This is a genomic window from Microbacterium sulfonylureivorans, from assembly GCF_003999995.1.
GTDB lineage: Bacteria > Actinomycetota > Actinomycetes > Actinomycetales > Microbacteriaceae > Microbacterium > Microbacterium sulfonylureivorans.
The window spans coordinates 1,645,937-1,664,381 of sequence record NZ_RJAD01000001.1; the positions used below are offsets into that span (position 1 = coordinate 1,645,937).

Sequence of the window (18,445 nt, forward strand, 5' to 3'; positions counted from 1 at the left end):
CGGAGCGGACCGATGCCATCCCACCCGAGGTGCCCCGCCCGTGACCAGCCGACCGCGTCGCTGCGCTGCTAGGCTCGCCGCCGTGCTGCCCGCCGACTGGATCGAACACCGCCGCCCCGATGGCGAGACACTGGGCTGGATGGTCGCCGACGGCGACGGATTCCGCGTGCACGACCTGCTCGGCCGTGCGCTCACCGTCGAACCGCTGGAGTGGCTCGAAGCCGAGGATCTGCTCGAGGAGCTCGGCATCGGCTACCTCGCCGACCGATGGACGCTGACCTTCCCCGACGGGCGCGAACGGCCCGTCCGGATCGCGGAGGCGAGTCCTCGCGGTGTGACTGTGGTGGCCGACGAGTTCGGCGCGGCCTCCGCCGTGGGCGCCGACCTCGAGCGATTCCGGCTGCCGTTCCCGGTGCCGGCCGAGCTGCGCCAGGGGCACTGAGCGCCGGTCGGACGCGAAGGGCGCCCGGCGGCCGAAGCCACCGAGCGCCCTCCGATCAGTCGGTCAGCTGAAGGTGCCGGCCAGAGCGGCCAGCGCCTCCACCAGCGCCGAGTCCGACGCGGCTCCCGATTTACGGGCGGCGTTGTCGAGCTGGGCGACCACAGCACGTCCGGCGGCGGGGCCGTCGGCGAGCTTCTCGGCCTTGTCGACGTGCTTGCGCACCTCGGTGAGCGCCTTGCCGTCGAGGTCGCCGGCGCGCTCCGCCTGGTCGACGTAAGACCGGACCACCGCGAAGCTCGGGTCGTGGTCGTACCGCGGCTGCGCCTGCGCGTTGAAGTGATCCAGCTGGAACTCGCCCGCCGCCGTGATCTCGTTCTCGCTCAGGTACTCGCTCGGCGTGAGGCCGAGGCTGTCGAAGCCGCGTCCGATCTCGTTGCCGAACACGTTCCCGTTGTACCAGTACGTCGACCAGTAGCCGCCGGTCACCAGACGGGTGCCGTCGTTCGGTCCACGGTCGAAGTACGCGATCTCGACCGGGTTGGCGCTGTCGGTGAAGTCGAAGATCGAGAGACCGCCCTGGTACCAGGCCTGCACCATGATGTCGCGTCCGGGCACCGGGATGAGCGAGCCGTTGTGGGCGACGCAGTTCTCCTGCGCCGTCTGGACCGCGGGCATCTTGTAGTAGCTGCGGAACTCCAGCTGACCGTCGACGATGTCGAAGATCGCGTTCGCGCCCCAGTTCTGCGGGTCCTCGGCGCGGCAGCGCGGCGAGCTTCCGCCGCCCCACTCGTCGGTGAACACGACCTTGGCGCCGTCGTTGTTGAACGTCGCCGAGTGCCAGTACGCGAAGCGCGGGTCGGTCACCGCATCGAGGCGCACCGGGTTCACCGGGTCGCTGATGTCGATCAGGATGCCGTTGCCCTCGCACGCGCCGGCCGCGAGGCCGATCTCGGGATAGGCCGTGATGTCGTGGCACGCGTCCGTCGCCGACGTGCTCTGGAGCCCCTCGCCATGGCTGCCGCCCGGCCAGAGGCCCGCGGGGCTGCCGGTCGCGGCATCCGTGAACAGGCGCGCCTCGTTCACGACGGCGGCGGTCTCGGGTGCCGCGAGCGGAACCTTGATCACCTCGACCAGGAACCGGGACGAGAGGATCGGGTCGCCGTTGGCGTCGAGGTGAGCCTCGAGCGTGTTGCTCGTGGGCTGACCGGTGCAGCCGGCCAGGACGGCCGACGAGCGGACGCCGGCGGTGCCGGAGACGTAGACGTAGACGTTCTCGTCATCGTCGGGATCCTTGACGACCGTGTGCGTGTGCGAGCCGCGGCACGTCTGGACGGCGGTGAGCTGCACCGGGTTCAGGATGTCGCTGATGTCGAACACGCGCACGCCGCGGAAGCTCTGCGGGTCGGTGGTCGGTGTGGTCTGCGTGCCGCAGTCGAGGCGGCCCGGAGCGGACTCGACCGACATGAACAGCAGGTCGCCGTAGACAGACACGTCGCCCTGACCGCCCGGGCACACGAACGTGCCGCTGAGCGACGGAGCGGCCGGGTCGCTGACGTCGTAGATCTGGAAGCCGAAGTAGTTGCCCGCGATGGCGTAGTCGCCGGTGAAGGCCAGGTCGGAGTTCGTCGTGAACGGCGCGGTCTTCTGCTGAGCGGACAGGAGCGCGATGTTGCTCGCGGCCTGCTCGGCGTCGTGGAGACCCGGCGCCAGTCCTTCGCGCGGGTCGGAGTCGGGGGTGTCGGCGAGCGCGGAGGTCGCGGTCGTCAGCGAGAGTCCGAGCACCAGCGCGCCGACGGCGGCGAGTGTTCGTGTTCTCCAGCGCGATCCCTGGGGTGATCGTGTGTTCATGCGGATGTGGCCCTCCCAAATCAGCGATGCGTCATCGATATGTCGGTTTGTTGCTCAGGCCGAAGTGCATTCCGCCCCTTCTGGGGGAGGGACCGATCGCACTTCGCATACTTCACGGATATGCAGTTATATGAATGGAACGTATCGGTGGCGCGCGAGTCACCGCTACCGCGATCGTGAATTCTTCGTTTCGCCCGCTCGCTTCCGGCCGTCCGGCCGCGCAAGATGGAGCGACGCCCCCCACGAGAGGTTCGATGATGCCGACGCCGACCCGGCTGGTCTCACTGAGCGCAGCTGTGCTCCTCATCGCCGGGCTGGCGGGGTGCACCGCCGAGCCGGACGAGGTCGCGCCGCTGCCCACGACGCCGGTCGTGCAGCTCGGGGGGCCGGGCGAGCCGAACCGCACGCTCTCGCCGGAGGAGGCCGCCGGGCTCGGCACGCCGACGTATGTCGAAGAGGACGTCGTCTTCGTGCGGGAGATGCTCCACCACCACTCGCAGGCGATCGAGATGGTCGGCTACGTCGAAGAGCGGGCGGAGGGCTCCGACGTCCTGCTCCTCGCCGAGCGCATGGACGTGAGCCAGACCGACGAGATGACCCAGCTGGAGAAGTGGCTGCAGACCCGAGGCGAGCCGGTGCGGGATCCGGATGCCTCGCATGACGACCACCCGGCCGACATGCCGGGCGTCCTGACCGAGGCCGAGCTGGCACAGCTCGAGGCGGCCGAGGGTGACGCGTTCGACGTGCTGTTCCTCGAGTCGATGATCCGCCACCACGAGGGCGCGATCCAGATGGTCCGCGAGCTCTACGCGGCGGGCGGTGGCCAGGAGTCCGAGATCGACGCGTTCGCTCGTCACGTCGAGGCAGACCAGGGCATCGAGATCGCTCGCATGCAGGAGATGCTGGCCGAGCGCGAGGGCTGAACCGGCCCGACAGTCGGCGTTCCGCATGCGGTCGCTACGCTGAGACCATGACTACGCTCGTCCTCACCCTCGTCGGCGACGACCGTGCGGGGCTGGTCGCCGCGGTGGCGGACGTCGTCGACGCCCACGGCGGCAACTGGGAGAACAGTGAGCTCGCCGAGCTCGCGGGTGCCTTCGCCGGGATCGTCCAGATCTCCCTCGCGCCCGATCGTGTGGACGATCTCCGAGCGGCGCTCTCGTCGCTCGACGGCCTCCTCACCGTGAGCGTGCATTCGGGTGCCGACGGTGCGCGGGATGCCGCGCCGCCGCGTCTGCTGACGATCCGGGTGCTCGGCAACGACCACCCCGGCATCGTGCGTGAGATCTCGGCCGCACTCCGCGCTCACGATCTGTCGATCGATCGGATGACGAGCGAGACTCGGGACGCGGCGATGTACGGCGGACGCCTGTTCGAGGCGACGATCAGCGCGCGGATGCCGGCATCCGTCGATCTCGCGACGGTCACGGCCGATCTGGAGCGGCTCGCGTCCGAGATCCAGGTGGATGTGGTGCTCGGCGGCTGACCCGGCCCCACCCGGAAAAGGTGTCGGCCCCCCCGGGAGACCGGTTGCACCGAGTCCCTCGAGGAGGCCGTCCGCATCCCCAATACGGAAATTCCCGTGGCCCCAGACCACGTTCCCCTTTATGCGAATCTCGGGCGGGCTTCCCCAGAAGCCGTCTTCCCCAGAATGCCCGGGATCCGCAGTAAGGCCAATGTATCGTGTCCCCCATATGGGGGACACCCTATTCGTGGGAACTTCAGCATTTCTTGAGGTTCGGACCACGGGCCTAGATTGAAGCCACGCGCGACGGAAGACGCCGGTCCCGGCATCCGAGCACGCGGCGGAGGCGGGAGTGGTGTGAGGGTCGCCGTCATCGGAGGAGGAGCAGCGGGGCTCACGACCGCCTGGCTGCTCGACGGCGAGCACGACGTGACCCTGTTCGAGAAGGACGAGCGGCTCGGCGGGCACGCGCACACCGTCGCGATCGTGACGGACCAGGGGCGTCTCGATGTCGACGCCGGATTCCAGTTCTTCGCGCCGGGTGCGAGCTACCGCACGTTCAACCGCCTGCTCGACGTGCTGGCGGTGCCCCGCCGCGCGTACCCCGCGACGCTGACGGTGTTCTCCGCGCAGCGGGGCGGCGCCGTGGTCATGCCGCCGTTCGGGCCCGGCGGGCCGGTGTGGTCGTCGCTCACGCCGAAGGCGGTGAGCACGCTGCTGCGGTTCCGGCGATTCCTCGCCGGCATCCCGGCATTCCGCGAACGCCGCGACACCAGCGTCACGATCTCCGCCTACCTGGAGAGCCGCCGCCTCCCGAAGGAGTTCGTCGACGACTTCCTGTTCCCGCTGCTGCTGTCGTTCTGGTGCGTCGAGCCCGAGCAGTTCCGTGAGTTCGCCGCCTACAACGCGCTCTACTACCTCGGCGCGAACCTGCCCGGAGGGCTGCGGCCCCCGATGCAGAGCGAGATCCCGGGCGGGCTGCGGGTCTACATCGACGCCCTGGCCGGCGGACTGGTCCGCACCAGCGTGCGGCTCGGCGCAGACGTCCGCGGAATCACCCGCGACGCTCGCGGCTTCACCGTGGCGGACGCCGCCGGTGAGTTTCACCCCTTCGACCGGGTCGTCGTGGCGACGAACGCGCGGCAGGCCCGAGGGCTGATCGGAGGGATCCCCGAGCTCGGGACGGCGGCCGCGCAGCTCGAGCGATTCTCGTACTTCGACACCAGGGTCGCGATCCACGGCGACCCGAGACGGATGCCGCGCGACCGCGCCGCATGGTCGGTCGTCAACGCGCGGTGGGACGGCGCCCACAGTGCACTGTCGATCTGGAACCCGCGGCGTTCGGTGCCGGTCTTCAAGAGCTGGGTGACGTTCGACCGGAAGCTGCCCGAGCCGGTCTACGCGCTCGCCGAGTACGAGCACGGCGCGATCGACCTCGCCTACTTCGATGCGCAGCGACGGCTCAGGCGGCTGCAGGGCGATCACGGGCTGTGGCTGGCGGGGCTGTACACCGACGACGCCGACTCGCACGAGAGCGCGATCCGGTCGGCCGTGACCGTCGCGCGCGCCCTTGCGCCCGGCTCGCCACGGCTTGCGCTTCTGGACGGCGGGCCGCCGGGGGCATGAAGAAACCCCCTCCTGTAGAAGCCAGAAGAGGGTCTCAGTGGCTCCGACGGGCGTCGATCCCGTGACCTCACGATTTTCAGTCGTGCGCTCTACCAACTGAGCTACAGAGCCGCGCGGCGTACGCGAATTCACACTGCTGCCGCGTCCTAGACGAAAGGTCCCCCCGAAGAAGGACCCGTCGCTCGGAGCGACCCTGACGGGACTTGAACCCGCGACCTCCGCCGTGACAGGGCGGCACGCTAACCAACTGCGCTACAGGGCCATGCTATTCAGTTATCAGTTTCGGAGAGTGACCCCAACGGGATTCGAACCCGTGCTACCGCCGTGAAAGGGCGGCGTCCTAGGCCGCTAAACGATGGGGCCGGGTGAGCCCGGGGGCTCGGCCTTACCGAGGGTCAAGCATACGCAATGGAATGCGAATGCGCCAATCGAGGGCGTGGCGACCTTGTGTATCGACGCATCGCGGATGACACTGGCCTGGCGACCGCTGTCCCGAGGCGGTGAGTCGCATGATCGCAGACCGGTTGCGGATGTGACTGATGTTGCTACTGTGAAACGTGTTCACGTCACGAGGGGAGGTCTGGTGAGTACCGACGACGCCCTCGATGAGTGCGGCTGCGCACCGTCTCCGCGTGAACGTCGCACCCTGTGGCCCTCGATGAGCCGTCGCGGCGCGCTCGGCGTCGGGGCCATCGCCCTCGCCACCCTGGGCGCCGTGGGCGGCCCGCTCGTCGCCCCGGCGTTCGCCGCGGGCTACCCCTCGTGGGACGACGTGCAGCGGGCGAAGGCCAATCAAGCCGCCAAGGCGGCCGAGGTCACCCGCATCCAGAACCTGATCCAGGCGCTCGCCGACGACGTCGCCGCCAAGAAGGCGATCGCCGAGCAGCTCGCCGACGAGTTCTACGTCGCCCAGCAGGAGTACTTCGACGCCGTCTACCGCGCCGAGCAGCTCCAGCTGCAGGCCGACGAGCAGGCGCAGGCGGCGGTGGATGCGGCGAACAAGGCCGGCCGCGTGGCCGCCCAGCTCTATCGCAACGGCGGCGACGACACCTCGCTCGAGCTGTTCTTCTCCGGTTCGGCCGCTTCTGCCGACGATCTGCTGGCACGCCTCGGCACGATGGACAAGCTGCTCGAGCGCAACCAGGCCGTGTACGCCGACGCAGTCACCGCCCGCGACTCCGCCCAGAGCCTCACCGATCAGGCGGAGGTGCAGCGCGTCGAGCGCGACCGGCTTCAGCAGGTCGCGGAGCAGAAGATGATCGCGTCGCAGAAGGCCGCCGACGAGGCGCAGGCCGCGCTCGACGAGCAGAACGCCCGCAAGGGAGTGCTCGAGGGCCAGCTGGCCGCGCTCCAGGACACCACGGCCCGCACCGTCGCGCAGTACGAGGCCGGAGTGAAGGCGGCCGCGGAGGCCGCCCGCAAAGCGCGTGAAGAGGCAGAGCGCCGTGCCCGTGAAGAGGCCGAGAAGCTCAATCAGGGCGGCGGTGGCGGCGGTGGCGGCGGCGGATCGATCGGCGGGTCGGGCTGGGCGCGCCCGTCCTCCGGCTATCGCAGCTCCGGATACGGCCCCCGCAGCGTGCAGTGCGGCAGCGGCTACTGCTCGAGCGGGTTCCACTACGGCGTCGACCTCGCGGCCGGGTGCAGCTCGGGCATCTACGCCGCCCACGGCGGCACCGTGGTCTACGCCGGATACAACGGCGGCTACGGCAACTACATCAAGATCGACCACGGCGGCGGTGTGGGCACCGGCTACGGCCACATCCGCAACGGCGGGATCTTCGTCCGCCCGGGCCAGCGGGTCAACGCGGGTCAGCTCATCGCCAGCGAGGGCAACACCGGCAACTCGTTCGGCTGCCACCTCCACTTCGAGGTGTACATCGGCGGCGGCCCCGTGAATCCCATCTACTTCATGGCCGATCGAGGCATCTCGGTCTGACCGGCCCGCGCGACGCCGGAACGACGAAGAGCGGATGCCGTGACGGCATCCGCTCTTCGATTCGGCAGGTCAGAGCGTGCTGGGGGCGACGCCCTCACCCTGGGTGCGGGTCTCGCCCTCGTGCTCCTTGAATCGGTCGAACGCCTCGCCGACGAGACGCTCCGCCTCGGCCGCGCTCGCCCACTCGTCGACCTTGACCCACTTGTTGGGCTCGAGGTCCTTGTAGTGCTCGAAGAAGTGCTCGATCTCCTTGCGCGTGTACTCGGGGATGTCGTTCACGTCCTGGATGTGCGCCCAGCGCGGGTCCTTGCCGAGCACGGCAACGACTTTGTCGTCGCCGCCGGCCTCGTCGCTCATCTTCAGCACGCCGACGGGACGCACGCTCGCGAGCACGCCGGGGGCGAGGTCGAAGTCGAGCAGCACCAGCACGTCGAGCGGGTCGCCGTCCTCGCCGAGCGTGTTCTCGAAGAACCCGTAGTTGGTCGGGTAGCCGAACGCGGTGTAGAGGATGCGGTCGAGGAAGACACGGCCGGTGCCGTGGTCGACCTCGTACTTCACGCGGCTGCCGCGCGGGATCTCGATGACGGCGTCGTACGCGCCCATGGGGAACTCCTTCGAAAGACGGTGGGATGCCGCGACAAGCCTAGTCGTGGGCCCGGGCCGTCACAGATTCAGGAGAAGCGCGGTCGTGAGGCGTTCTGACGGGGTCGGCCGCGGCGTGTCTCCTGAATCCTTGACGCCTCGTCGGCGTCCCGGCGATCAGTACGGTGGGTGGGTGGAACAGCATCGACCGGGTCTCGATCCCGCGGTCGCCGAGGTGCGGCTGGCCGTGCGCCGTGCGCTCGCCGGCATCCCGACCGGCCAGGCCGTCGTCGTCGGTCTCTCCGGCGGCGCCGACTCGCTCGCGCTCGCCGCGGCCGTCGCGTTCGAGGCGCCCAAGCTCGGCCTGCGGGCCGTCGCGGTCACGATCGACCACGGACTGCAGGACGGATCGGCGGATGCCGCGTCCGCCGCCGCGTCGACGGCGTCAGCGCTGGGGCTCGAGACGGTGGTCCAGCGCGTGATCGTCGCCGGCGACGGCGGGCCGGAGGCGGCCGCACGCGACGCGAGGTACCGGGCGCTCACGGATGTCGCGCGGCACCGAGGAGCGGCCGCGGTGCTCGTCGGCCACACCCTCGACGACCAGGCCGAGACGGTGCTGCTCGGCCTCGCCCGCGGTGCGGGGGGCTCGAGCCTGCAGGGCATGGCCGCGGCATCCGATCTCGACGGCGTCGCCCTGCTGCGTCCGCTCCTCGAGGTGCGCCGCGCGACCACCCGCGCGGCCTGTGTCGCCGAGGGGCTCGACGCGTGGGACGACCCGCACAACTCCGACCCGCGCTACAGCCGGGTGCGGGTTCGGGAGACGGTGCTGCCCGTCCTCGAGGCCGAGCTCGGCCCGGGCATCGCCGAGGCGCTCGCCCGCACCGCCGCTCAACTGCGCGAGGACGCCGAGGCCTTCGACGACATGATCGACGAGACGATCGAAGACATCGTCGAGCACGCCGAAGCCGGCATCTCGGTGTCGGTGGCCGCGCTCGCCGCGAATCCCGCGGCCCTGCGCCACCGGATCATCCGCCACGTCGTGGCCAGCGAGTTCCATCGGAGTCTGACGCGCGCGCAGACCCTCGAGGTCGCGAGGCTGGTCACCGACTGGTCGGGCCAGGGCCCCATCGACCTGCCCGGATGCCGCGCCCGCCGCCTCGGCGGCCGCCTCGAGTTCACGTCGACCGGCGACGCCTAGACTCTCACCATGCGCGCGGCCGACATCCAGAGCGAACTCACCAAGATCCTGGTCACCGAGGAGCAGATCCACGCGAAGCTCGAAGAGATCGCGGCCCGGGTCGCCGAGGACTACGCCGGAAAGGACCTCCTGCTCGTCGGCGTGCTCAAGGGGGCCGTCATGGTGATGGCCGACTTCTCTCGCGCGCTGCCGATGACCGTTCCGATGGACTGGATGGCGGTGTCGTCGTACGGTGCCGGCACGAAGTCGAGCGGTGTCGTGCAGATCCGCAAGGACCTCGACACCGACCTCCACGACAAGCACGTCCTCATCGTCGAGGACATCATCGACTCCGGTCTGACCCTCAGCTGGCTCCTCGAGAACTTCGAGTCGCGCGGTGCGGCCTCCATCGAGGTCTTCGCCCTGCTCCGAAAGCCCGATGCCGCGAAGGTCGAGGTCGACTGCAAGTACGTCGGCTTCGACATCCCGAACGAGTTCGTCATCGGCTACGGCCTCGACTACGCCGAGAAGTACCGCAACCTGCGGGATGTCGCGATCCTGGCGCCGCACGTCTACAGCTGAGGCTCCCAGCGGTCTGCGATTACGCCCCCGGCGAATGCACAGACGGGGCATAGGAGCCCCGCGATACCCTGATTCCACCGCCGGCGCGCCGACTCGAACTCGCGCGGCCGGTTCGTCGACGAAAGGGATCGGGCTCGCGCCCGCACCATGGACTTCAAGAAGATCACCCGCAACCCGCTCTTCTACGTCCTGCTGATCGGGGTCTTCCTGATCGTGGGGTTCTCGCTCATCTCGAGCCTGAACGGCGCGAAGCAGATCTCCACGCAGGAGGGTCTCGAGCTCCTCGACGGCAGCACGGTCACCGAGGTCGTCAACACCGACGGCGACCAGCGGGTCGACATGAAGCTCTCCGAGGACTACGAGGGCGCGAGCGACGTGCAGTTCTACTACGTCTCGGCGCGTGCCGATGAGGTCGTCGCGGCGATCGACGCCGCCGACCCGAAGGACGGGTTCAACGACGCCGTCCCCCGCGCGAGCTGGTTCGACGGCTTCATCTCGCTGCTCATCCCGATCCTGCTCCTCGGCCTGCTGTTCTGGTTCCTGCTCTCGAGCGCCCAGGGCGGCGGAAGCAAGGTGATGCAGTTCGGCAAGTCGCGCGCCAAGCTCGTGACCAAGGAGATGCCGCAGGTCACGTTCCAGGACGTCGCCGGCTCCGACGAGGCGATCGAGGAGCTCGAGGAGATCAAGGACTTCCTCAAGGATCCGTCGAAGTTCCAGGCGGTCGGCGCCCGCATCCCCAAGGGCGTGCTCCTGTACGGCCCTCCCGGAACGGGCAAGACCCTCCTCGCCCGCGCGGTCGCCGGTGAGGCCGGCGTACCGTTCTACTCGATCTCCGGCTCGGACTTCGTCGAGATGTTCGTCGGCGTCGGCGCGAGCCGCGTGCGCGACCTCTTCAATCAGGCGAAGGAGACGTCGCCGGCGATCATCTTCATCGACGAGATCGACGCCGTCGGCCGTCACCGCGGCGCCGGCATGGGCGGCGGCCACGACGAGCGCGAGCAGACGCTCAACCAGATGCTCGTCGAGATGGACGGCTTCGACCCCAAGGTCAACGTCATCGTCATCGCGGCGACCAACCGCCCCGACATCCTCGATCCCGCGCTGCTGCGCCCGGGCCGCTTCGACCGTCAGATCGGCGTGGACGCGCCCGACTTCAAGGGCCGCACGAAGATCCTCGAGGTGCACGGCCGCGGCAAGCCGCTCGCCGACGGCGTCGACCTCGAGGTCGTCGCGCGCAAGACGCCGGGGTTCACCGGCGCCGACCTCGCCAACGTCCTGAACGAGGCCGCGCTCCTCACCGCCCGCTCGAACGCCCAGCTGATCGACAACCGCGCCCTCGACGAGGCCATCGACCGCGTCATCGCCGGTCCGCAGCGCCGCACCCGTGTGATGAAGGACAAGGAGAAGCTCATCACCGCGTACCACGAGGGCGGTCACGCGCTCGCAGCGGCGGCGATGAACCACACCGACCCGGTCACGAAGGTCACGATCCTGCCCCGCGGCAAGGCGCTCGGCTACACGATGGTGCTCCCTCTCGAAGACAAGTACTCCGTGACGCGCAACGAGCTGCAGGACCAGCTCGCCTACGCCATGGGCGGTCGCGTCGCCGAGGAGATCGTGTTCCACGACCCGACCACCGGTGCCTCCAACGACATCGAGAAGGCGACGAGCATCGCCCGCAAGATGGTGACCGAGTACGGCATGACCAACGACGTCGGCCCGGTCAAGCTCGGCTCGTCGTCGGGCGAGGTGTTCATGGGCCGTGACATGGGCCACGGCCGCGACTTCTCGGAGCGCATCGCCGAGCGTGTCGACGTCCAGGTGCGCGGACTCATCGAGCAGGCCCACAACGAGGCCTACGAGGTCATCAACGCGAACCGCGACATCCTCGACAAGCTCGCTCTCGAGCTCCTCGAGAAGGAGACGCTCGACCACCTCGAGCTCGCCGAGATCTTCAAGGATGTCAAGCGACTGCCTCCGCGTCCGCAGTGGCTCTCGAGCGAGCAGCGGCCCGTCTCCGTGCTCCCTCCGGTGACCGTTCCCGCCCGCCCCGAGCCGGTCGGAGCGGCCGCTCAGACCGAGGCCGAGCAGCCCGTGACCGAGAAGGCTCCGCAGCGCCGCCCGACCGGTCAGGCGCGTCCCGCGACCGCGTAGGCTCGGGCGCGTGGCCGTGGACCGTGAGCGCGTCGCCGCGCTCGTGCGTGAACTGCTCGAGGCGATCGGGGAGGACCCCGACCGTCCGGGGCTGCGTCTGACGCCCGGCCGGGTGGCCGACGCGTATGGCGAGTTCTTCGCCGGAGTGGGGGAGGACCCGTCCGCCCCGCTCGCGCACACCATCTCGGTGACGCGCGGGCCGGCGCCCGAGACCCTTCCGTCCGGGGCGGTGATGATGCGCGACATCCGCTTCCGCTCCGTGTGCGAGCACCACCTGCTGCCCTTCCGCGGGCACGCCCACATCGCGTACCTGCCGGGCGAGAAGGTGGTCGGGCTGGGCGCGCTGCCGAAGGTCGTCGACATCCTGGCGTCGCGGCCGCAGGTGCAGGAGCGCCTGGGCGAGCAGATCGCCGACGTGATCGCGGGGTCGCTCGACACGCGGGGCGTGCTGGTCGTCCTCGACGCCGCTCACGAGTGCGTGACGATGCGGGGCGGGCAGCAGGCGGATGCCTCGACCGTCACCATCGCCGCGCGGGGCGAGCTCGCCGATCCCGTGGCGCGCGCCGAGCTGATCGCCTTGCTCGGGAGCCGCGAATGACTCTCGTGATGGGCATCGTGAACGTCACGCCCGATTCGTTCAGCGACGGCGGGCGGTACCTGGATGCCGAGGCCGCCGTCGCCCACGGGCTCGCGCTGCGCGTGCAGGGCGCCGACATCCTCGACGTCGGCGGGGAATCGACGCGTCCCGGCTCGGAGCGGGTCGCGCCCGCCGTCGAGCAGGAGCGGGTCGTCCCCGTGGTGCGCGCGCTCGCCCAGGCGGGTGCCTACGTGAGCATCGACACGATGAACGCGTCGACGGCCGTGGCGGCCGTCGACGCCGGTGCCCGGCTGGTCAACGACGTGTCGGGCGGGCTCGCCGATCCGGAGCTCCTCGCAGCGGTCGCCGCGACCGGAGCCGATGTCGTGCTGGGCCACTGGCGCGGGCCGTCGGCCGACATGTACGCCCGCGCCGCGTACGCCGACGTCGTGACCGACGTCCTCGCCGAGCTCGCAGAACGGGTCGAGGCCGCGGCTGCGGCGGGCATCGCACCGTCGCGGGTGATCCTCGACCCGGGGATCGGGTTCGGCAAGAAGGGCGAGCAGAACTGGGCGACCCTGCGGGGCACCGCCAGGCTCGTCGGGATGGGACCGCGCGTGCTCGTGGGCACGAGCCGCAAGCGGTTCCTCGCCGAGACGCTCGCGGGCGATCCGGATGCTCAGGCCGATGTCGGCGAGCGGCGCCGCGACCTCGCGACAGCCGTCACGAGCGTGCTCGCGGCGCAGGCCGGAGCCTGGGCGGTGCGCGTGCACGACGTCGCCGCGACCCGCGACGCGCTGGCCGTCGCGCGGGCATGGGAGGGGGAGAGCCGATGGGCGTCGCCGACGAGATCACGCTGACCGGGCTGCGCGTCTTCGGCCGGCACGGCGTCTACGACGAGGAGCGCCGCGTCGGACAGGACTTCGTGGTCGACGTGACCCTGCACCTCGACACCCGGCGTGCCGCCGCCACCGACGATGTCGCCGACACCGTGCACTACGGCGAGATGGCCGAGCAGATCGGAGCGATCGTCGCGGGCGAGCCGGTGAACCTCCTCGAGACGCTGGCCGCGCGCATCGCCGAGCACCTCCTCACGATCGAGCTCGTCGACCGGGCGCGCGTGACGGTGCACAAGCCGCACGCGCCCATCCCCCTGTCGTTCGCCGATGTCGCGGTGACGATCGAGCGCGCGAGGGAGTCGCGATGAGCCGGCGCCTGGCCGAGGGATTCGACGGCGCGACGCCGCACGCCGAGCATGCTTCGGTCGAGGCCGTCGTCGCGCTCGGCGCGAACCTCGGCGACCGTGCGGCGACCATGGCTGCGGCGATCGACGACCTACGACGCCTGCCGCTCGTCGACGCGGTGCGCGCGTCCGAGCCGGTCCAGTCCGTGGCGGTGAAGCCCGATGGCCCGGATGCCTCGGCTCCCGCATACCTGAACGCCGTCGCTCTGGTCACGACCCGCCTCGCGCCGTCGGTGCTGCTGTCGTACCTCCACGCCGTGGAGGAGCGCCACGGGCGTGAGCGTCGCGAGCGGTGGGGCGACCGCACGCTCGACCTCGACCTCATCGCCTACGGAGATCTCCGAAGCGAGGACCCGGCCCTGCTGCTGCCCCATCCGCGTGCCGCGGAGCGCGACTTCGTCCTCGTGCCGTGGCTCGCCGTCGACCCCGACGCGACGCTGCCGGGCACGGGCCGCGTCGACGCCGCGCTCGCGCGACTGCGAGGACAGGGATGAAGCGCACGGGAGCGGGCATCCTCCTCGTCTCGGCCGCCTTGGGCGTCGCCGCGGGGTTCCTGCTCGACCAGCTGCTGACGTCGTCGGGTCGCGCGACATTCACGCCCGCCGTCACCCTGCCGATCATGCTCGTGCTGCTCGGCGCGATCGTCGTCGTGCTCGCGGTGCCCATCCGCCGCGCGACCCGCGGCTCGGGCACCGCTGCCGTCAACCCGTTCCGCGCCGTGCGCGTGGCGATGCTCGCGAAGGCGTCGAGCATCGTCGGCGCGGCACTCGGCGGACTGGCGGTCGGGCTGCTCCTGTTCCTCGTGACCCGACCCGTCACACCATCGCTAGGCTCGATGGCGACGGTGATCGCGACGGCCGTCTGCGGTGCGCTCCTGGTGGCGGCCGCGCTCGTCGCGGAGCACCTGTGCACCATCCGGAAGGACGACGATGACGAACAGCCCGAAGGCGACGGGCCCGGACTCGAGCCCCGTATCCACGGCCACTGATCAGGCCGGCGGCACGTTCGAGCGCCTCGCCGAGCCCCGGTCCGAGAACCGGCTGGTCCTCGAGTCCGGCGTGTGGCACCAGATCTCGCCGAAGTACGTCTGGGTGCAGTTCATCTCCACGGGCCTGTTCCTGCTGCTGGTGGTGGCGGTGACGCTGGTCCTCGTGCTGCTGATGCATCAGACGTGGGCCTGGATCCCCGGCGGCATCCTCACCGTCATCCTGGTCTGGTCGCTCGCGATCCTCCCGCGCCAGGCCAGGTCCATCGGCTACCAGCTGCGCGACGACGACCTCGTCTTCCGCAAGGGGATCCTCTGGCAGCGCTTCGTCGCCGTCCCGTACGGGCGCATGCAGCTCGTCGACATCACGCACGGCCCGCTCGACCGCGGCTTCGGCATCGCCCAGCTCAAGTTCGTCACCGCAGCGGCCGTGACGGGCGTGGTCATCCCGGGCCTGGAGCAGCAGACCGCCGAGACGCTCCGCGACCATCTGGTCGAGGTCGCCGAGAGCCGGCGCACGGGCCTATGACCGACGCGGCTCCCTCGCCCGACGCCCCGCCGCAGAACCTGGTGCGCTCGCCGCTCAGCGACGGCGAGTGGCACCGGCTGCACCCGCTCACCCCGCTGCTGCGGGGCGGCCTGTTCCTGATCGTGGTGATCGGCATCGTCGTCGCGAACCTCCGTGATCGGCTGCTGTTCCTCTTCCTCCCCTGGCTCGCACCCGGCATGGGCGACGAGTTCGAAGAGGGCATGAGCGAGTGGGAGGGGACCGGCGACCCGGTCGACTTCGTCATCGCGAACAACCTGTACCTGGTGGCCGTCCTCGCGGTGCTCGGCGTGCTGATCGTGATCGTCGCCGTGTTCTACATGTCGTGGCGGTTCCACACGTTCCGCATCACCGACGACGACGTCGAGGTGCGCAGCGGCATTCTGTTCCGCACCCAGCGCCGCGCGCCGCTCGACCGCGTGCAGGGAGTGAACCTCACGCGCCCGATGATCGCCCGTCTGCTCGGCACGGCCAAGCTCGAGGTCGTCGGCGCGGGCACCGACTCGAACGTCAAGCTGGAGTACCTGTCGACGCCGAACGCCGAGGCGGTGCGCGCCGACATCCTGCGACTCGCATCCGGGAGACGGCTCGGGGATGCCGCGGCCACGACGGGGCCTGCACGTCAGGGCGGCCGCGTGGCCGCACTCGGTCAGACGGTCGGCCGCGAGATCACGGGTCTCATCGAAGGACCCGAGCTTCCGGTCGAGGTGCCGGACTCGGTCGTCAACATCCCGTTCGGCAGGCTCGTGGCATCCCATGTCGTGAGCATGTCCACGGTGGGACTGCTCTTCGCCGCCGTCGCGATCGTGATCGGCGTCTCGCAGGGCGTGACGTGGCTGCTCTTCGGCTTCGTCCCGGCGATCATCGGTTTCGGGGCCTATTGGATCCGCTCGATCATGCGGTCGCTGAGGTACTCCATCGCGCCCACGCCCGACGGTGTGCGGATCACGTTCGGGCTCTTGACGACGGTCACCGAGATCGTGCCGCCGGGCAGGGTGCACGCGGTCGAGGTCACCCAGCCGATCCTGTGGCGGCCGGCCGGCTGGTGGATGATCCGCATCAACCGGCTCACCGGGCGCGCCGCCACCGACACCAACACCGATCAGTTCACGACCGTGCTGCCGGTCGGAACCGCGGCCGACGTCGAGCGCGTGCTGCGGCTGCTCCAGCCCACCGTCCCCGAGTCCGAATGGCCGCTCATCGTGCAGCAGGGCATCCTCGGACCGGTCGAGGGCGACACGTTCACCAACACCCCGCGCCGCGCGTGGTGGATCCGGCCGTTCTCCTACCGCCGGAACGGCTTCCGGCTGACCGACGACGTGCTGCTCCTGCGTCGCGGGGTGGTGTGGCGCAAGCTCGCCATCCTGCCCCTCGCCCGTCTGCAGAGCATCGGGCTGCACCAGGGGCCGCTGGATCGGATGTCGCGCGTGGCGTCACTGCGCGGGCATGTGGTCACCGGCCCGGTCTACGCGCATCTGGCCGCGATCGACCGGGACGAGAGCCTCGCGCTGTTCGACCGCGTGGCCCGCGGCGCGGTCACGGCCGCCTCCGGAGACCGGTCGCACCGGTGGGCCGAAGAGGACGGCCCTGTGGTCGCGCCGTCGCTGCCGGAGCGTTCGGCGCCGCCGGAGCCGGTCCCGGTCGAGCCCCCTCGTCCTGCTGCCACGGAGTCGGACGACGAGAACGAGCCGACGCGCCCGGCGGAGGAGCGCGCATGACCCGCGACGGACGACTGGGCGTCGGCATCATCGGCGCCGGGCGCGTCGGCCCGGTCATCGGCGCCGCCCTCGCCGGGGCGGGGCACGCCCTCGTCGGCATCACGAAGGGGTCGGACCCGGAGCGGGTCGAGGCGATCCTGCCCGGTGTGCCGACGCTCGACGCCCCAGAGGTGCTCCGCCGGAGCGAGCTCGTGATCGTCGCGGTTCCGCACGAACAGCTCGAGGGTCTGGTGGCCGGACTCGCCGCAGTCGGGGCGTGGCAGCCCGGACAGCTCGTGCTCCACACGGATCCGGGCTTCGGCACCGGGGTGCTCGCGCCTGCCGTCGCGCAGGGTGCGATCCCGCTCGCGGTCCACCCGGCGATCGTGTTCGCCGGCACCTCGATGGATCTGCGACAGCTCTCCACCGGATACGCGGCGGTCACCGCCCCGGGTCCGGTCCTCCCGATCGCGCAGGCGCTCGCGGTCGAGCTCGGCTGCGAGCCGGTCGTGATCTCCGAGGAGGACCGCGCCGTGTACGGCGAGGCCGTCGGTGCGGCGACGGAGTTCTCGCGTTCGATCGTGCGGCAGGCGGCCGGACTGCTGACCGAGGCCGGGGTGCCGAATCCCGGTGCATTCCTCTCGGCGCTGGTGCACACGACCATCGACCATGCGCTCGCCGACGCGGGGTCCGCCGGGCCGAGCGATCCCACCGCTACGATCGACGGATGATCAGCACCACCGACGGGCTGCGTTCCCGACTGGCCGAGGCCAGAGCCGCAGCTCCCGAGGGGGCCAGGGTCGCGCTCATCTCGACGATCGGCGCTCTCCACGACGGCCACATCGACCTCGTCCACCGCGCCCGAGAGGTCGCCGAGATCGTCGTCGTGTCGGTGTTCGTGAACCCGCTCCGCTTCGCGACCCACGCCGAGTTCGCCGCGTACCCGCGAACGCCGGACGACGACGAGCAGCTCCTCGAGTCGCTGGGCGTCGACGTGATCTTCGCCCCCAATGCGGCGGAGCTCCTTCCCGACGGCACGGCGACGACGAAGGTCACGGCCGGCGATCTGGGCCTGCGCTACGAGGGTCGTTCGCGACCGTTCTACTTCGACGGGCTCCTGACCGTCGAGGCGAAGCTGCTCAACCTGGTCAAGCCGGACGTCGCGGTGTACGGCGAGCGCGACCCGCAGCGCATCTTCCTGGTCCGCCGGATGATCCGCGACCTGTACTTCGACGTCGAGGTCGCCACCGTCGAGACCGTGCGCGGCGACGACGGGCTGCCGGTGTCGACCCGCGTCGGGATGCTGGATGATCGCGACCTCGCCGCCGCCGGGCTGCTCCCCGCCGCGCTCGATGCGGCGGCGTCGAACGCCGACCGCGGTGTCGACGCGTGCATCGCGGCCGCCCAGTCCGCCCTGATGGGTGAGCCCCGCATCCGATTGGAATACCTGAGCGTGGTGGATCCGAAGTCGTTCCTCCCGGTGGACGAGGGTCACCAGGGTCCGGCGCTCGCGCTCATCGCGGCGAGCGTCGCGGGCCATCGGTTCATCGACAGCGCCCTGATCTACATCAGCTGAGGCTCGGA

19 protein-coding genes and 3 tRNA genes are annotated in these 18,445 nt (G+C 70.4%); 17 read left to right on the forward strand and 5 right to left on the reverse strand.

Features of this window, described 5'->3' with window-relative positions; translation table 11 throughout:
• The first annotated feature begins 82 nt into the window (after positions 1–82).
• Positions 83–442, forward strand: coding sequence for a hypothetical protein (locus EER34_RS07245; protein ID WP_127473828.1), 360 nt, complete (start codon positions 83–85; stop codon positions 440–442).
• Positions 443–505: 63 nt separating this feature from the next.
• Here EER34_RS07245 and EER34_RS07250 read toward each other — a convergent pair whose 3' ends face one another.
• Complete coding sequence (locus EER34_RS07250) at positions 506–2,290, reverse strand: LVIVD repeat-containing protein (RefSeq protein ID WP_127473829.1); 1,785 nt, start codon at positions 2,288–2,290, stop codon at positions 506–508.
• Between the two features lie 257 nt (positions 2,291–2,547).
• Between EER34_RS07250 and EER34_RS07255 the strand changes: the two genes are divergently transcribed.
• The 3 genes from EER34_RS07255 to EER34_RS07265 all read left to right on the forward strand — a co-directional run bounded on the left by EER34_RS07255 (position 2,548) and on the right by EER34_RS07265 (position 5,381).
• Positions 2,548–3,213 (forward strand): DUF305 domain-containing protein, encoded by a 666-nt coding sequence (locus EER34_RS07255; protein ID WP_164743484.1) that lies wholly within the window; start codon positions 2,548–2,550, stop codon positions 3,211–3,213.
• Between the two features lie 47 nt (positions 3,214–3,260).
• Positions 3,261–3,776, forward strand: a complete 516-nt coding sequence (locus EER34_RS07260) for a glycine cleavage system transcriptional repressor (RefSeq protein WP_127473831.1) — start codon at positions 3,261–3,263, stop codon at positions 3,774–3,776.
• Between the two features lie 336 nt (positions 3,777–4,112).
• Positions 4,113–5,381: an FAD-dependent oxidoreductase gene (locus tag EER34_RS07265; RefSeq protein WP_164743485.1), complete on the forward strand. Its 1,269-nt coding sequence runs from the start codon at positions 4,113–4,115 to the stop codon at positions 5,379–5,381.
• A gap of 38 nt (positions 5,382–5,419) precedes the next feature.
• Here the strand turns inward: EER34_RS07265 and EER34_RS07270 are convergent.
• The 3 genes from EER34_RS07270 to EER34_RS07280 form a co-directional block, all read right to left on the reverse strand.
• Positions 5,420–5,492 (reverse strand) — tRNA-Phe (locus EER34_RS07270).
• 77 nt (positions 5,493–5,569) lie between these two features.
• Positions 5,570–5,643: transfer RNA gene (locus EER34_RS07275), tRNA-Asp, on the reverse strand.
• A gap of 28 nt (positions 5,644–5,671) precedes the next feature.
• A tRNA-Glu gene (locus tag EER34_RS07280) sits at positions 5,672–5,744 on the reverse strand.
• Between the two features lie 220 nt (positions 5,745–5,964).
• Between EER34_RS07280 and EER34_RS07285 the strand changes: the two genes are divergently transcribed.
• Positions 5,965–7,317: a M23 family metallopeptidase gene (locus EER34_RS07285; protein ID WP_240642167.1), complete on the forward strand. Its 1,353-nt coding sequence runs from the start codon at positions 5,965–5,967 to the stop codon at positions 7,315–7,317.
• A 69-nt stretch (positions 7,318–7,386) separates the two neighbouring features.
• Here EER34_RS07285 and EER34_RS07290 read toward each other — a convergent pair whose 3' ends face one another.
• A complete protein-coding gene (locus EER34_RS07290; protein ID WP_127473834.1) occupies positions 7,387–7,920 on the reverse strand; it encodes an inorganic diphosphatase in 534 nt (177 codons plus the stop codon).
• A gap of 172 nt (positions 7,921–8,092) precedes the next feature.
• Between EER34_RS07290 and tilS the strand changes: the two genes are divergently transcribed.
• From tilS to panC, 12 genes are all read left to right on the forward strand, one after another.
• Positions 8,093–9,097 (forward strand): tRNA lysidine(34) synthetase TilS, encoded by a 1,005-nt coding sequence (tilS, locus tag EER34_RS07295; protein ID WP_127473835.1) that lies wholly within the window; start codon positions 8,093–8,095, stop codon positions 9,095–9,097.
• Between the two features lie 9 nt (positions 9,098–9,106).
• Entirely contained in the window at positions 9,107–9,658 is a 552-nt protein-coding gene (gene hpt, locus EER34_RS07300) for a hypoxanthine phosphoribosyltransferase (RefSeq protein WP_127473836.1), read from the forward strand.
• A gap of 147 nt (positions 9,659–9,805) precedes the next feature.
• A complete protein-coding gene (gene ftsH / locus EER34_RS07305; RefSeq protein WP_127473837.1) occupies positions 9,806–11,812 on the forward strand; it encodes an ATP-dependent zinc metalloprotease FtsH in 2,007 nt (668 codons plus the stop codon).
• Between the two features lie 10 nt (positions 11,813–11,822).
• On the forward strand, positions 11,823–12,410 hold the full coding sequence (gene folE / locus EER34_RS07310; protein WP_127473838.1) for a GTP cyclohydrolase I: 588 nt from the start codon (positions 11,823–11,825) through the stop codon (positions 12,408–12,410).
• Positions 12,407–13,249, forward strand: coding sequence for a dihydropteroate synthase (gene folP, locus EER34_RS07315; RefSeq protein ID WP_127473839.1), 843 nt, complete (start codon positions 12,407–12,409; stop codon positions 13,247–13,249). The genes folE and folP overlap by 4 nt, the downstream gene beginning before the upstream one ends.
• Positions 13,222–13,596, forward strand: coding sequence for a dihydroneopterin aldolase (gene folB, locus EER34_RS07320; protein WP_127473840.1), 375 nt, complete (start codon positions 13,222–13,224; stop codon positions 13,594–13,596). Before folP ends, folB begins: the two co-directional genes overlap by 28 nt.
• Positions 13,593–14,126, forward strand: coding sequence for a 2-amino-4-hydroxy-6-hydroxymethyldihydropteridine diphosphokinase (gene folK / locus EER34_RS07325; protein ID WP_127473841.1), 534 nt, complete (start codon positions 13,593–13,595; stop codon positions 14,124–14,126). The genes folB and folK overlap by 4 nt, the downstream gene beginning before the upstream one ends.
• Complete coding sequence (locus EER34_RS07330; RefSeq protein WP_127473842.1) at positions 14,123–14,620, forward strand: DUF3180 domain-containing protein; 498 nt, start codon at positions 14,123–14,125, stop codon at positions 14,618–14,620. Before folK ends, EER34_RS07330 begins: the two co-directional genes overlap by 4 nt.
• Positions 14,562–15,146 carry a PH domain-containing protein gene (locus EER34_RS07335; RefSeq protein WP_127473843.1) on the forward strand — a complete coding sequence of 195 codons (585 nt, stop codon included), beginning with the start codon at positions 14,562–14,564 and terminating at the stop codon, positions 15,144–15,146. The genes EER34_RS07330 and EER34_RS07335 overlap by 59 nt, the downstream gene beginning before the upstream one ends.
• On the forward strand, positions 15,143–16,882 hold the full coding sequence (locus EER34_RS07340) for a PH domain-containing protein (protein WP_127473844.1): 1,740 nt from the start codon (positions 15,143–15,145) through the stop codon (positions 16,880–16,882). Before EER34_RS07335 ends, EER34_RS07340 begins: the two co-directional genes overlap by 4 nt.
• On the forward strand, positions 16,879–17,592 hold the full coding sequence (locus EER34_RS07345; protein ID WP_127473845.1) for a DUF2520 domain-containing protein: 714 nt from the start codon (positions 16,879–16,881) through the stop codon (positions 17,590–17,592). Before EER34_RS07340 ends, EER34_RS07345 begins: the two co-directional genes overlap by 4 nt.
• Entirely contained in the window at positions 17,589–18,437 is an 849-nt protein-coding gene (gene panC, locus EER34_RS07350) for a pantoate--beta-alanine ligase (RefSeq protein WP_127473846.1), read from the forward strand. Before EER34_RS07345 ends, panC begins: the two co-directional genes overlap by 4 nt.
• Positions 18,438–18,445 lie beyond the last annotated feature (8 nt).